We start from the raw sequence: 14349 nt of genomic DNA on the forward strand, positions 1-14349 counted from the left end.
AATTTTAAACTTTGAACATCCTGTCTTAGAAACATTCAAAAGAAGTACACTTGGCTTAATTCTGTCAATGCTTCTTGTTCTAGGAATTGTTAGCTGTTTATTTTATCTTTTAAAAATCATTAAGCACCAGAAACAATTAGCCGAAGTAAAAAACGATTTAATCAGCAACATAACACACGAGTTTAAAACACCTATCGCTACTATTGGTGTAGTATTAGAGAGCATCAACAACTTTAATGTTATAGATGATAAAGAAAAAACCAAAAAATACATTAACATGTCTTCTGAGCAACTAGGCAAGTTAAATATTATGGTTGAAAAATTACTTGAAACTGCAACTTTAGATAGTGACAATTTAGAACTAAATAAAGAAACTGTTGATGTGGTTGTACTTCTAAATGATTTAACGCAGAGATATAAAATTCAGTTTCCTGAAAAGGAGTTTAATGCTAGTCTTAAAGTAAAAAAACCTGAAACTCAACTTGATGTCTTTCATTTTGAAAATGCTATAAACAATATACTAGATAATGCTGTAAAATATGGAGGTAAAATCATTTCTGTAGATTTAATTCCGCAACAAAATAGTTTCGATATTTTAATTTCTGATAATGGTAATACGCTCTCAAAAGCAAATAAAGATCGAATATTTGAAAAATTCTACCGTATTCCTAAAGGGAACACTCACGATGTTAAAGGCTTTGGAATTGGTTTATACTACACTAAAACTATTATTGAAAAACATAACGGTTCAATAGATTTAAATTTAGCGAAAGATCTAACCACTTTTAAAATTACACTTCCAAATGGCTGATAAAATTAAATTACTATTAGCAGAAGACGAAACTGCGTTAGGGCAGATTATAAAAGAAAGCCTTGAAACAAGGGATTTTGAAGTGATTTTATGTGAAAATGGAGAAAAAGCATTTGAAAACTATCAAACAAATCATCCTGAAGTTTTAGTGCTAGATGTTATGATGCCAAAAAAAGATGGTTTTACTTTAGCTAAGGAAATTAGAGCCATTGACAACACAATTCCTATTATATTTTTAACGGCTAAGTCGCAAACGTCTGATGTTGTCGAAGGCTTTTCTATTGGCGGTAACGATTATCTTAAGAAACCCTTTAGTATGGAAGAACTAATTGTTAGGATTCACAATCTTCTTAATAGAACAAAGGTTCAAAAAATGTCAAAAATTTTAGCTGTTGGCAACTACACTTTCAATTTTCCTAAACAGCAATTACAATATTTAGAAGAAGAACCTATACAACTCACACACAGAGAAGCGCATTTATTGTTTCATTTAATTAAGAATAAAAATCAGGTTTTAGATCGCTCTGTAATATTAAATAAACTTTGGGGAACAGATGATTTTTTCTCAGCAAGAAGTATGGATGTATTTATCACAAAACTCAGAAAAAAACTAAAAAAAGACAATAGCATACAGATTATTAATATACGTGGCTTTGGGTATAAATTAACGGTTTAAAAGTTCTTGCTAATTTTTGTCTTACTTTATTTATTCAATGTCTTAAAAGTGTATTTTGCTCTACTCTAATTTTAGATTCTGAAACAAGTTTATAATCACAATCAGATTTGGTTCAATTTTTGTATTTTTCTGTTTCCTATGCAAAAGTTTGTTTATTTATTTTTCATTTTTAGTTGTTCTTTACTAGCACAAGAGCAAGTACAAATTCATATAAAAGACTCAACTCACTTAAAAGCCAAAAACATTTTTGGAGTTGACACCTTTGGTACTTTATATTATTCTACAGATGATAATACGTTCAACAAAAAAACTAAAGACACTACAATTACTTACTCTAACTTTCAGCTGAGTGAAATCACTTCTGCTAACACTTTCAACCCATTAAAAATCAACCTGTTTTATAAAGATTTTAATACCGTTGTAATTTTAGACAATCGTCTCGCTGAAATCTATAAAATAGATTTCAACACAACACCAACCTATAAGAATGTAAGTTTTGTTTCTACTGGTTTTGACAATACCTTATGGCTTTTTAATCAAGACCTACAACAACTAGAACTATATGATTACAAGAGCAACAAAACAAGGCTTAAAACTGTACCTATACAATCAGAAGTTTTAGATCTTAAAAGCGATTATAACAATTGCTATATGCTTACAAAAAACTTCTTATACATCTATAATTACTTCGGAAGTTTAATAGCCAAACACCCAAATGAAGGCTATGAAAAAATGGCTTTTAGCAAAGCTCATTTGGTACTTAAAAATGCTGAAAATTTATTTTTACTTTCTAAAAACAGCAATAAGATAAAACCTATTGCACATTCTAATTTGTTAATAAATCAGTTTTTGGTAACGAATGAAACCTTGTATATTTACGACGACGAAATTCTACGTCACTATCAACTTAAAACAGAATAGATTATGCATGTTGCTATTGCCGGAAATATAGGAGCAGGGAAAACAACTTTGACTAAATTATTAGCCAAACACTACAAGTGGGAAGCTCAATTAGAAGATGTTGTAGACAATCCATACTTAGATGATTTTTATAATCAAATGGAACGATGGAGTTTCAATCTACAAGTATATTTCTTAAATAGTAGATTTCGTCAAATCAACCAAATTCATAATAGCGGAAAAGACATTATTCAAGACCGAACTATATATGAAGATGCGCATATATTTGCTCCTAACCTTCATGCAATGGGTTTAATGACCAATCGCGATTTTGAAAATTACTCTTCGCTTTTTGAGCTTATGGAATCTTTTGTAAAAGGACCAGATTTACTTATTTATTTACGTAGTACAATACCAAATTTGGTAGCTCAAATTCATAAGCGTGGTCGTGATTATGAAAACACCATTAGTATCGATTATTTAAGTAGATTGAATGAACGCTACGAGGCATGGATTACAAAATACACCAAAGGCAAACTACTTATTATTGATGTAGATGATTTAGATTTTGTTGCTAATCCAGAGGATTTAGGTGGCATCATTAACAAAATAGATGCTGAAATCCATGGATTGTTTTAATTGAAAAATTTAGATATAAAAAAACCACGTTGCTTAACGTGGTTTTTTTATATCTAAATGTGAAGTTTTATTATTTAGTAACTGCTGAAATTTCTAAAGTATCTTCTTTTTCTATTTCTGAAACCTCTTCATCTAAGATGATTTCCTTAGCTTGCTGAGTTTCTGTTGCAGCATGTGCTTCGTCAGAATCGTGTCCACCTAAAATCGGTGCAATTACTAATCCGATAAGACAAGTTAATTTAATTAAGATGTTCATTGAAGGACCAGAAGTATCTTTAAATGGATCACCAACAGTATCTCCAGTTACAGCAGCTTTATGCGCATCAGAACCTTTATAAGTCATTTTACCATTAATTTCCACACCAGCTTCAAATGATTTTTTAGCATTATCCCAAGCTCCACCTGCATTATTCTGAAAAATTGCCCAAAGCACTCCAGATACAGAAACACCTGCCATATATCCACCTAACATTTCAGCAACTAATTTATGGTTTTCTGGGTAGATTAAAATTCCTATTAATACAATTACTATTGGGAAACCAATCGTTAAAATACCTGGTAATAACATTTGTCTTAAAGATGCTTTAGTAGAAATATCTACACACTTGTCATATTCTGGTTTACCAGTACCTTCCATAATACCTGGAATCTCTTTAAACTGACGACGTACTTCTTCTACCATTTCCATAGCAGCCTTACCAACAGAACTCATAGCTAATGCAGAGAACACTACTGGCACCATACCACCAACAAACAACATTGCTAAAACTGGTGCCTTAAAAATATTAATCCCATCGATATCAGTAAATGTGACGTAAGCTGCAAACAATGCTAAAGCAGTTAACGCAGCAGAAGCAATAGCAAAACCTTTACCTGTTGCTGCAGTTGTATTTCCTACTGAATCTAAAATATCTGTACGCTCTCTTACAATTGGTTCTTGTTCACTCATTTCTGCAATACCACCTGCATTATCTGCAATAGGACCAAAAGCATCAATAGCTAATTGCATTGCCGTAGTTGCCATCATTGCAGAAGCAGCCATGGCTACACCATAAAAACCTGCAAATGCATACGATGCCCAAATTGCTGCTGCGAATAATAGTACAGAGCTAAATGTAGAAATCATACCTGTAGCCAAACCAGCAATAATGTTAGTTGCAGCTCCAGTACTAGATTGTTGTACAATATTTAAGATTGGCTTTTTCCCTAAACCTGTATAATATTCAGTAAATGATGAAATCGCTCCACCTACAACTAAACCTACTAAAGTAGCATAGAACACACGCATTGAAGAAATCTCTTTTAAACCTTCACCAAAAAATTCCATTTTCATAGTTTCAGGAAGCATCCATGTAACTAATCCGAAACAAGCTAAAGCAACTAAACCAATAGATGTCCAGTTACCAATATTTAAAGCCTTTTGTACCTGAGCTTCTTTTGCATCATTAGATGATATTTTAACTAAAAATGTACCAATAATAGAAATAATAATACCAGCACCAGCAATAGCCATTGGTAATAAAATAGTACCTATACCTCCAAAGGCATCTTCTATTGCACCACCCATATCTTTAATGATATAGTTTCCTAATACCATTGCAGCTAATACTGTTGCTACATAAGAACCAAACAAATCTGCTCCCATACCTGCAACATCACCTACATTATCTCCTACATTATCAGCAATTGTAGCTGGGTTACGAGGATCATCTTCAGGAATACCTGCCTCTACTTTACCTACTAAATCAGCCCCAACGTCAGCGGCTTTAGTATAGATACCACCACCTACACGTGCGAATAAAGCAATAGACTCAGCACCTAAAGAAAAACCTGCTAGTGTTTCTAATACTAAAGTCATGTCTGCTGTATTTGTCCACTCTCCTCCCATAAACATCTGGTAGAATATTATAAAGAAAGCTGTTAAACCTAATACTGCTAAACCAGCAACACCAAGTCCCATTACCGTGCCACCACCAAAAGAAATATTTAGTGCTTTAGGTAAACTTGTCTTTGCTGCTTGCGTAGTTCTAACATTTGTTTTTGTTGCAATACGCATACCTATATTACCTGCAACAGCAGAGAATACAGCACCTATTATAAAAGCTATAATAATCATCCAATGTGTCGTTGGCACTATAGCTGCAATACCAGCTAACGCCAAACTTGCCCCTATAACAAAAAAGGTAAGTAGTTTATACTCTGCCTTTAAAAATGCTAAAGCACCAACATAGATGTGATCTGAAATTTCTTTCATTTTACCATCACCTGCATCTTGTTTCATTATTGAAGAACGTTTTACGACCATGTAGATCAGTCCTAATACTGCCAACACTATTGGCATATATATCATGTATGATTCCATATTATATTTATTGTGATTAGTTATTCGCTTTTTAAACTGGGCAAAAGTACTAAATAAATGTTAATAGAAAAACCCTTTCACATAGATATGCAAAAGGGCTTTCTTTATTGCACGATAACAGAATTAAATCTCAAAGTCTCCGTTAGTCTTGTGATCGCTATTATTATATCTCTCAATACATTTATTAAGAATATCGTACGCTTCATCTGCATTTCCCCAACCACCTACGTCAACTTTCTTTTCTTCTAAATCTTTATAAACTTGAAAAAAATGCTCAATTTCTTTTATTCTATGCGGATTTAAATCACTGAGATCATTCTTTTGATTCCAAACAGGGTCAGAAACAGGTACACAAATTAACTTTTCATCTGGTCCTTTTTCGTCTGTCATATGAAATACACCTATTGGTTTTACTTCCATAACACACATCGGAAACGTTGGCTCTGTTCCCATTACCAAAACGTCTAAAGGATCACCATCTAATGCTAAGGTTTCTGGTATAAAACCATAATCACCAGGATACATCATTGATGAAAACAACATACGATCAAAACGTATTTTGTTAAGTTTAAAATCATACTCATATTTATTACGACTACCTTTTGGTATTTCTACTAACACATCAAATGTTAATTGGTTTTCTTTTATCATTTTTATCTCTTTTTTATCATTATAAATGTAGTGAATTAGACTAAAGCAATGTCTAAAAAGGGTTTAAAAATAAAACCCAAAACTTCCTGTAACACCAAATCGTCTGGCATCTGGATTATCTAAATAGTTTCCTCTAAAATTAAAATCTATTCGTAAAACTTTGAAGATATTAGCAACACCCACACTGTATTCATAGTAAACTTTAGAATCTGGCGCAACTAAAGGAAACTCAACAGGGTTTCCTGTTGTACTTAATGCAATATTTTTATCAGATAATTCTCCCCAAACTCCTCTAATACTTGCAATTGCTCTTAAATTATACTTCTTTAAAAAAGGAATACGAGAAAATAAGCGTCCATTAAAATTGTGCTCTAAATGTAGCGATGTGTAGGTATCTGTAACAAACTCATAAAAATCGAGTTGAGAGAATGTGTTATATATTGAAAAATAGGTTTGATTACCTGGCACAACACTCAATAAAGCTAAAGGCACCTCACCATATGTTTTACCTGCTTCAACTGAAGTAGTCAACCTGCCAAAACCACCAACTTGCCATGGCTGTATATAAGAGAACTGCACTTTAGTGTAATTAAAATCACTATCAAACCAATTACGATCACCACGACTAACTTGCGCAAAAAGTCTGGCAAAATCATCATTCTTTTCTTTTCGTTCTACTCCAAAACCTGTCATTTGTCGTTTTGGAAAATAAGATAGTGACAACCTACTTTCAAACTGATTGACTTCAGAAGACACACCTGTTGGTGACTCAGAATCATTATAATCTAAACTAAATGTTGGTGATGCAGACCTTAATTGTCTAAAACTTCCATCTAATCGAATCTCAAAATTTCGCAAAGGTTCTAAGGACATTCCAAAATTAGTGAGGCTAATGTTTGTTAATTTATCATTAGATCCAGTACCTATAACGGCTGACGAAGCTAAACTTCTACCTAAGACATCAGTAGAACTTGTAAGACTTGCTCCTATTTGTTCAACATCTCTACGTTGACCTCCAAAAACGGTAAAACGACTTTTCTTATCCAACAACCATTTACCCGAAATTCCGTATTTAAATTTATCATCTTTAAATCCATAAGCTAAAAATCCTTCAAGCCTCCATAAATCATTAGGTCCAAAATAGGTTCTTCCACCTGCTCTCAATCTCATACCTTCTACATCATTAAAACCAAACGTTGAAAAGATAGGTCCATAATCAAAATTTATACTTGGAAATTCTACATATCCTGAAGCTAAAATGCTTCCAATGTTATACAACCTTTTGAATTTTTTTACGGTCTTTAATGTATCTAACATTTTATAAACACCCTTCTCGTCTTTATTTAAAACTTCCAATCTGTTTTTCTCCCAAAAATCATCTTCTCTATTGTAAACATCTGCATCGTAATTATAAACGACCTTATCGTAGAATTTTTCTTCTTTTGGTTGATTGAATTTATAATTATCATACAAGGTAGTTCGCTTACCATAAACTCCTCTTGATTTTTCTTTTTTATTAAAAGCAAAATCCGATAAGAAATAATCACGTTTAATTAAAAATACTGAGTCATTTAAAACCTCAAACTCTTGCTCTATGTAGATTTCTTTTACCCAGTTAATGTTAGCGCTTTTTGAAGCCTGAAGATTAATTTCTTTGATGGCATAGGTAGAATCGTTAACCCAAAAATCTCCTTTAAATGTAAGCTCGTTCTTTCTCCTAGGGTAATATATAATATTGTAACACCATTTATTATCTATATAAGCACTGTCTGACAGTACATAATTATAAGTTTGCACACCTGTTCTACCTATAGGGCTAACAAAACTTTTGTCGAAGAATTTTAAATAGTTATCATAAACATTATAGTCTGAATATAAATCATCTATAAAATCTATAATCACTTGATTATTACTAAAACCAGAGTTTTTATTCCCTATTAAATCTTCACGCTTTTCATTAATTTCATTATCACCATAAACTTTTTTTACAGACTCATTTAAGAAAATTGGCAAGTATGTCTTTCCTGTAACCGAAGAGGTATCAACCTTTTCAAAAACAAACTCCATTCCTTTAAAAAGTTTACTTTTAATTAAAGAGCTATCTATAGTGTTAAGATCAAACTCAACCTTTTCGTACTGATCGTATTGATATTGCTTAAATTGCTTAAGACCATTTTGACGTTTGCGTTCCCATATTTTTTTTAGAATACGTATTGCTGGGTTTTCTGAAGCTTTCTTAGATTGCTTACCACTTACAATTACGACTTCTTTTAATGATGCTGCTTCTTCTTTTAATGTGAATTTTAAGTTGTAATTCACTTTTTTTGTAAGTGGATATTCTAGAATTTCGAAACCTACAAATGATATTTGTAAAGCATCCCAAGTTTCTTCAGATTCTAAATAAAATCTACCATCTTCATTGGTAATAGTACCCTCTGTAGAACCCTTAAAAATTACATTAGCAAATGGTACAGGTTCATTTTGTTCATCAAAAACGTAACCACTAACCTTTGTTTGAGCAAATACAGTGAAAAATCCTAGAAATAAAAATGGGACAAGTAATCTTAGCTTCATAATTTAAAAAAAATAAACTTCATCAATAACCATGCTAAACTTTAGTTTAGGCTACTAATGAAGTTTTATAAACGTAGAAATCTACGTTTTATTTATTTATACATAACTTTTTTTACTGCTTTTATAACATCATTACTATTAGGCAACCATTCTTCTAAAAGCACTGGAGAGTAAGGAGCTGGAGTATCTGCTGTGTTTATTTTAACTACAGGAGCATCTAGGTAATCAAAGGCCTCAGATTGTACTAAATAAGTTATTTCAGTAGCTACATTACCAAATGGCCAAGCTTCTTCCAACACAACCAATCGGTTTGTTTTCTTTACAGATTCTACTACAGTTTTTCTATCCATAGGACGCACTGTACGCAAATCTATAATTTCGCAAGAAATGCCTTCTTTTTCTAACTCGTCAGCTGCTTTATATGCTTCTTTTATAATTTTACCAAAAGACACTATGGTTACATCTGTACCTTCGCGCTTAATATCTGCAACACCAATAGGTATAGTATATTCACCTTCTGGTACTTCTCCTTTATCACCGTACATTTGCTCACTTTCCATAAAAATTACAGGATCATCATCTCTAATCGCAGATTTTAACAAACCTTTTGCATCATAAGGATTAGAAGGAACAACCACTTTTAAACCTGGTGTATTTGCGTACCAGTTTTCAAAAGCTTGAGAATGTGTTGCAGCTAACTGACCAGCTGATGCTGTAGGACCTCTAAAAACAATAGGACACTTAAACTGTCCACCAGACATTTGTCTAATTTTTGCAGCATTATTAATAATCTGATCAATACCAACCAAAGAGAAGTTAAAAGTCATATACTCAACTATAGGGCGATTACCTGTCATTGTAGAGCCAATAGCAACACCAGCAAAACCAAGCTCCGCAATTGGAGTATCGATAACTCGCTTAGGTCCAAACTCATCTAACATGCCTTTTGATGCCTTGTAAGCACCATTATATTCGGCAACTTCTTCACCCATAAGATAAACGCTTTCATCTCTGCGCATTTCTTCGCTCATAGCTTCTGCAATGGCTTCTCTAAATTGAATAGTCTTCATTCTTTTGTTTTTAAACGAATAGCAAAAATATAAATAAAAGAAAAAATAGATGACTCAAATTTCTTTAAAATTTATTATGCACGCATAATAAAAATTTCAAATAAAATAATTACCTTCGTAACCGCAATATTTTAGGATAAAAATTGTCTTAAAAATTAGCAAAAAACAGAGATTTTACTATCGTTTTTACACAAGCGTTTTAGTACAATTATTTACAATAACATAACTTAAATTAGATACAAGTATGAAGATTTTAGTATGTATTAGCCATGTGCCTGATACGACTTCCAAAATTAATTTTACTGATGGAGACACCAAGTTTGACACTAATGGTGTCCAATTTGTAATTAACCCAAATGACGAATTTGGCTTAACCAGAGCAATGTGGCTTAAAGAAAAACAAGGTGCTAGTGTAGACGTGGTAAATGTTGGCGGACCAGAAACTGAACCCACACTAAGAAAAGCTTTGGCTATTGGTGCAGATTCTGCAATAAGAATAAACACTGAAGCTACTAATGGTTTTGCCGTAGCAAAACAATTGGCTAAAGTAGTTAAGGATGGTGGCTATGATTTAGTAATAGCAGGTAGAGAATCTATTGACTATAATGGCGGAATGGTTCCGGGCATGTTAGCTGTTATGACAGATGCTAATTTTGTAAACACATGTATTGGCTTAGAAATTGATGGTACAAACGCCAAAGCAATAAGAGAAATTGATGGCGGAAAAGAAACTGTTAGCACCTCATTACCTTTAGTTATTGGAGGACAAAAAGGATTAGTTGAAGAAAGTGATCTTCGTATTCCTAACATGAGAGGAATTATGATGGCTCGTAAAAAACCTCTAACAGTTATTGAACCTATTGATGCTAGCTCAGAAACTAAAGATGTAAGCTTTGAAAAACCTGCACCTAAAGGAGCTGTAAAATTAATAGATGCAGACAACATTGATGAATTAGTAAGCTTACTTCACAACGAAGCTAAAGTCATATAAATAACAAAATCTAAATCTCAAAAGATTGATTTTGAAATTTGAGATTTAGATTTTAAAACTTAAAAATAATGTCAGTTTTAGTATATACAGAATCAGAAAACGGAAAATTTAAAAAAGCAGCTTTTGAAGTTGTATCTTATGCAAAAGCCGTTGCAGAACAAATGGGCACTACAGTAACAGCTGTTGCTATTAATGCAGATAATGCTGAAAGCTTAGGGAACTATGGTGCTACAAAAGTACTTTCTATTAAAGATGATACTTTAAATGAATTTAATGCAAAAAAATATGCAGCAGCAGTTGAGCAAGCAGTAAAAAACGATGATGCAAAAGTAGTTATCTTAAGCTCTAGTGCAGATTGTAAATATTTAGCTCCAATGCTAGCTGTAGGCTTAGAAGCAGGTTATGCATCTAATGTTGTTGCAGCACCTTCTAGCACATCTCCATTTGTAGTAAAGCGTACAGCATTCACTAATAAAGCTTTTGCAAATACAGAAATAAATACAGATGTAAAAATCGTTGGATTGTCTAATAATTCTTTCGGAATAGTTGAATCTGGCGGAAGTGCTTCTGTTGAAGATTTTTCACCTTCATTACCAGACTCAGGTGTTAGCGTTGAGTCTGTAGACAAAGCAACAGATAAAGTAAGTATTGCTGATGCAGAAATAGTAGTTTCTGGTGGTAGAGGATTAAAAGGCCCTGAAAATTGGGGAATGGTAGAAGAATTAGCAGAAGTTTTAGGTGCAGCAACAGCTTGCTCTAAGCCAGTATCTGATTTAGGCTGGAGACCACATGGAGAGCACGTTGGGCAAACAGGTAAACCAGTAGCATCTAATTTATATATCGCTATAGGTATATCTGGCGCAATACAACATTTAGCAGGCATTAATGCTTCTAAAGTAAAAGTTGTAGTAAACACAGATCCTGAAGCTCCTTTCTTTAAGGCTGCTGATTACGGAGTTGTAGGTGATGCGTTTGAAGTAGTTCCTGCATTAATAGAAAAACTAAAAGCTTTTAAAGCTCAAAACGCATAATTTTATTACCTTGTAATACACAAGGACTGTTTAAATTTAGATGTTCTTAATAGTTAAGCATTTTATCGAAAAGTATTAAGAAAATATCCAAATCTGCATTTTGTAGTTGGTAAAGTCCAAATTTAAACAGTTCTTTGTATTATGCCTTATTTGTAATTCTAAAATAGAGTTATAACCTTTCAAAAAAGAAAGACAAATTAGGACATCTCAGTTTAAAATACTGAGAAATTCTTACATACAAATATGAGTTTAGTTCGTTTAAATATAAAAGGTATTTCGTATAGCCAAACACAAAATGGTGCCTATGCCTTAATTCTTAATGAAGTTGATGGAGATAGAAAACTACCAATTGTAATAGGTGCTTTTGAAGCGCAGTCTATTGCAATTGCTTTAGAAAAAGAAATTCGTCCTCCTAGACCACTAACTCACGATTTATTCAAAAATTTTGCCGATAGATTTGATGTCGTTGTTAAACAAGTAATCATCCACAAATTGGTAGATGGAGTCTTCTACTCTAGTTTAATTTGCGAACGCGATAAAATTGAAGAAATCATTGATGCCAGAACTAGTGATGCAATAGCTTTAGCACTACGCTTTCAGGCACCAATATTTACTTATAAAAACATTTTAGATAAGGCAGGTATTTATCTTAAAGTAAATCCTAAAAATGAGGATGAAGAGCAAGATAGTATTCTGGTTGACGACCTTATTGCAGAAGAAATTGAAAGTGCTGTAGCCGAACAAGAAGGCTATAAAAACAAATCTCTCGAAGAACTAAAAAGCCTCTTGGAAGAAGCCGTTAATAATGAAGATTACGAAACAGCGGCAAAAATAAGAGATGAAATCTCTAAGCGCTAACTAACAAACTACATTTTATGAAACTTTTTTTCAAAGCTCTTTTTGCTATTTTTATTGGACTCTCATCAATTAAAGCACAAGAACTTGAGAAAACATGGCAGTTTGTTTCCATAGAGAACTCACAAACAAGTGAATCTTTAGCTGTTTCTGACTCAGATATGCTAAAATTTAAAGATGGTGATTTTGACTATAAATTATCACGCAAAGACAATATTAAAGCATCTGGTCATTATACATTTCAAAACAATCTTTTAGTTTTTTATTACAACAAACCTAAGGATACTATAAGAAAATATAAAGTACGTGAGTTTACAGACTCAACACTTGTGTTTACTGAAAAATTAACATCTTATAGTTTTAAAGCTTTAAAAGCTAACGACAATTTAGCTGCAAAATCAGAATTAGCTCAAAAACCTAAAGATACAATTATCCCAAGTCAAGGCTTTTCATTTAATAGCTTATGGAGAGGTGCCTTAGGGATGGTAACTCTAATATTCATTGCCTTTTTATTTAGCAGTAACAGAAGGGCTATAAATTGGAAAACAGTAGGAATTGGATTGGCATTTCAACTTTTAATAGCAGTTGGCGTTTTGCGAGTAAACTTTGTGAAAGTAGCATTTGAATGGGTAGGAAGTTTATTTGTTAGCATATTAGATTTCACAAGAGCTGGTAGTGAGTTTTTATTTAATGGACTAGTTGTAGATATGGATACTTTTGGCTTTGTGTTTGCTTTTCAAGTATTACCAACAATACTGTTCTTTTCAGCATTAACTTCAGTCTTATTTTATCTAGGTGTTATTCAAAAAGTAGTTAAAGCATTTGGCTGGCTACTTAGTAAACTTTTAAAAATTTCTGGAGCAGAAAGCTTAAGTGTTGCTGGTAATATTTTCTTAGGACAAACTGAAGCTCCTTTATTAATAAAAGCTTATTTAGAAAAAATGAATAAGTCTGAAATCCTTTTAGTTATGATTGGAGGTATGGCAACAGTTGCTGGTGCTGTACTTGCTGCATATATAGGTTTTTTAGGTGGTGACGATCCTGCATTACGCTTAGTTTATGCCAAACATTTATTAGCAGCTTCTGTAATGGCTGCTCCAGGTGCTATTGTTATTTCAAAAATATTGTTTCCACAAACTGAAGACATTAATACAGATGTTAAAGTATCTCAAGAAAAAATTGGAGCCAACATACTAGATGCTATTGCCAACGGAACCACTGAAGGTTTAAAATTAGCAGTAAATGTTGGTGCCATGCTTTTAGTTTTTGTAGCTTTTATAGCCATGATAAATGGTATATTAGGCTGGGCTGGAGACGTAACAACGCTTAATAGCTGGATGGTAGCGAACACACCTTACCAAAGTTTTTCTTTAGAAGCTATTTTAGGAACTGTTTTTGCTCCTTTAATGTGGCTTATTGGTGTTGCAAAAGAAGACATGATGATGATGGGACAATTACTAGGCATCAAACTTGCTGCTAGCGAGTTTGTAGGATATATTCAGTTAGCAGACTTAAAAAATGTATCAAACGCTACGCACCTTACATATGAAAAGTCCATTATTATGGCAACATATATGCTTTGTGGCTTTGCAAATTTTGCTTCAATAGGCATACAAATTGGTGGTATCGGTTCTTTAGCACCTGGTCAACGTAAACAATTGTCTAAATTTGGTATGAAAGCATTAATTGGTGGTACTATTGCCTCTTTAATCTCTGCAACTATTGCAGGTATGATTATTGGCTAGTCCTATTCCCGCGAAGGCAAGAATCTATCAAATACTTCGTTAAT

General features: G+C 32.9%; 12 protein-coding genes. 8 read left to right on the forward strand and 4 right to left on the reverse strand.

Annotation, left to right across the window (positions count from 1 at the left end):
• From N4A42_RS02780 to N4A42_RS02795, 4 genes are all read left to right on the forward strand, one after another.
• On the forward strand, positions 1-811 hold an 811-nt coding region (locus N4A42_RS02780), incomplete at its 5' end, for a HAMP domain-containing sensor histidine kinase (protein WP_294069552.1).
• Entirely contained in the window at positions 804-1487 is a 684-nt protein-coding gene (locus N4A42_RS02785; protein WP_294069555.1) for a response regulator transcription factor, read from the forward strand. The genes N4A42_RS02780 and N4A42_RS02785, both read left to right, overlap by 8 nt.
• Before the next feature lie 138 nt (positions 1488-1625).
• A complete protein-coding gene (locus tag N4A42_RS02790) occupies positions 1626-2408 on the forward strand; it encodes a hypothetical protein (RefSeq protein WP_294069558.1) in 783 nt (260 codons plus the stop codon).
• A 3-nt stretch (positions 2409-2411) separates the two neighbouring features.
• Positions 2412-3026, forward strand: a complete 615-nt coding sequence (locus N4A42_RS02795; protein WP_294069561.1) for a deoxynucleoside kinase — start codon at positions 2412-2414, stop codon at positions 3024-3026.
• Between the two features lie 70 nt (positions 3027-3096).
• On the opposite strand, the gene N4A42_RS02800 is transcribed toward N4A42_RS02795, so the two are convergent.
• The 4 genes from N4A42_RS02800 to N4A42_RS02815 form a co-directional block, all read right to left on the reverse strand.
• Positions 3097-5388: a sodium-translocating pyrophosphatase gene (locus N4A42_RS02800; protein WP_294069563.1), complete on the reverse strand. Its 2292-nt coding sequence runs from the start codon at positions 5386-5388 to the stop codon at positions 3097-3099.
• A 123-nt stretch (positions 5389-5511) separates the two neighbouring features.
• Positions 5512-6039, reverse strand: a complete 528-nt coding sequence (locus tag N4A42_RS02805; RefSeq protein WP_294069566.1) for an inorganic diphosphatase — start codon at positions 6037-6039, stop codon at positions 5512-5514.
• Positions 6040-6102: 63 nt separating this feature from the next.
• Entirely contained in the window at positions 6103-8613 is a 2511-nt protein-coding gene (locus tag N4A42_RS02810; protein WP_294069569.1) for a DUF5686 and carboxypeptidase-like regulatory domain-containing protein, read from the reverse strand.
• A gap of 92 nt (positions 8614-8705) precedes the next feature.
• A complete protein-coding gene (locus tag N4A42_RS02815; protein ID WP_294069572.1) occupies positions 8706-9683 on the reverse strand; it encodes a pyruvate dehydrogenase complex E1 component subunit beta in 978 nt (325 codons plus the stop codon).
• Between the two features lie 244 nt (positions 9684-9927).
• Between N4A42_RS02815 and N4A42_RS02820 the strand changes: the two genes are divergently transcribed.
• The 4 genes from N4A42_RS02820 to N4A42_RS02835 all read left to right on the forward strand — a co-directional run bounded on the left by N4A42_RS02820 (position 9928) and on the right by N4A42_RS02835 (position 14305).
• Positions 9928-10674 (forward strand): electron transfer flavoprotein subunit beta/FixA family protein, encoded by a 747-nt coding sequence (locus N4A42_RS02820; protein WP_294069575.1) that lies wholly within the window; start codon positions 9928-9930, stop codon positions 10672-10674.
• Between the two features lie 68 nt (positions 10675-10742).
• Positions 10743-11705, forward strand: coding sequence for an electron transfer flavoprotein subunit alpha/FixB family protein (locus N4A42_RS02825; protein ID WP_294069578.1), 963 nt, complete (start codon positions 10743-10745; stop codon positions 11703-11705).
• Positions 11706-11948: 243 nt separating this feature from the next.
• Entirely contained in the window at positions 11949-12563 is a 615-nt protein-coding gene (locus tag N4A42_RS02830; protein ID WP_294069581.1) for a bifunctional nuclease family protein, read from the forward strand.
• A gap of 17 nt (positions 12564-12580) precedes the next feature.
• Complete coding sequence (locus N4A42_RS02835) at positions 12581-14305, forward strand: nucleoside transporter C-terminal domain-containing protein (RefSeq protein WP_294069584.1); 1725 nt, start codon at positions 12581-12583, stop codon at positions 14303-14305.
• Positions 14306-14349 lie beyond the last annotated feature (44 nt).

The organism is Winogradskyella sp., assembly GCF_025210595.1.
Classification (GTDB): Bacteria; Bacteroidota; Bacteroidia; order Flavobacteriales; family Flavobacteriaceae; genus Winogradskyella.

Bases quoted from the DNA above. Each gene is read 5' to 3' on its own strand.
- N4A42_RS02785 (WP_294069555.1), top strand. From the start codon at position 804: ATGGCTGATAAAATTAAATTACTATTAGCAGAAGACGAAACTGCGTTA.
- N4A42_RS02835 (WP_294069584.1), top strand. From the start codon at position 12,581: ATGAAACTTTTTTTCAAAGCTCTTTTTGCTATTTTTATTGGACTCTCA.
- N4A42_RS02805 (WP_294069566.1), bottom strand. From the start codon at position 6,039: ATGATAAAAGAAAACCAATTAACATTTGATGTGTTAGTAGAAATACCA.
- N4A42_RS02820 (WP_294069575.1), top strand. From the start codon at position 9,928: ATGAAGATTTTAGTATGTATTAGCCATGTGCCTGATACGACTTCCAAA.
- N4A42_RS02790 (WP_294069558.1), top strand. From the start codon at position 1,626: ATGCAAAAGTTTGTTTATTTATTTTTCATTTTTAGTTGTTCTTTACTA.
- N4A42_RS02810 (WP_294069569.1), bottom strand. From the start codon at position 8,613: ATGAAGCTAAGATTACTTGTCCCATTTTTATTTCTAGGATTTTTCACT.
- N4A42_RS02815 (WP_294069572.1), bottom strand. From the start codon at position 9,683: ATGAAGACTATTCAATTTAGAGAAGCCATTGCAGAAGCTATGAGCGAA.
- N4A42_RS02825 (WP_294069578.1), top strand. From the start codon at position 10,743: ATGTCAGTTTTAGTATATACAGAATCAGAAAACGGAAAATTTAAAAAA.
- N4A42_RS02830 (WP_294069581.1), top strand. From the start codon at position 11,949: ATGAGTTTAGTTCGTTTAAATATAAAAGGTATTTCGTATAGCCAAACA.
- N4A42_RS02800 (WP_294069563.1), bottom strand. From the start codon at position 5,388: ATGGAATCATACATGATATATATGCCAATAGTGTTGGCAGTATTAGGA.
- N4A42_RS02795 (WP_294069561.1), top strand. From the start codon at position 2,412: ATGCATGTTGCTATTGCCGGAAATATAGGAGCAGGGAAAACAACTTTG.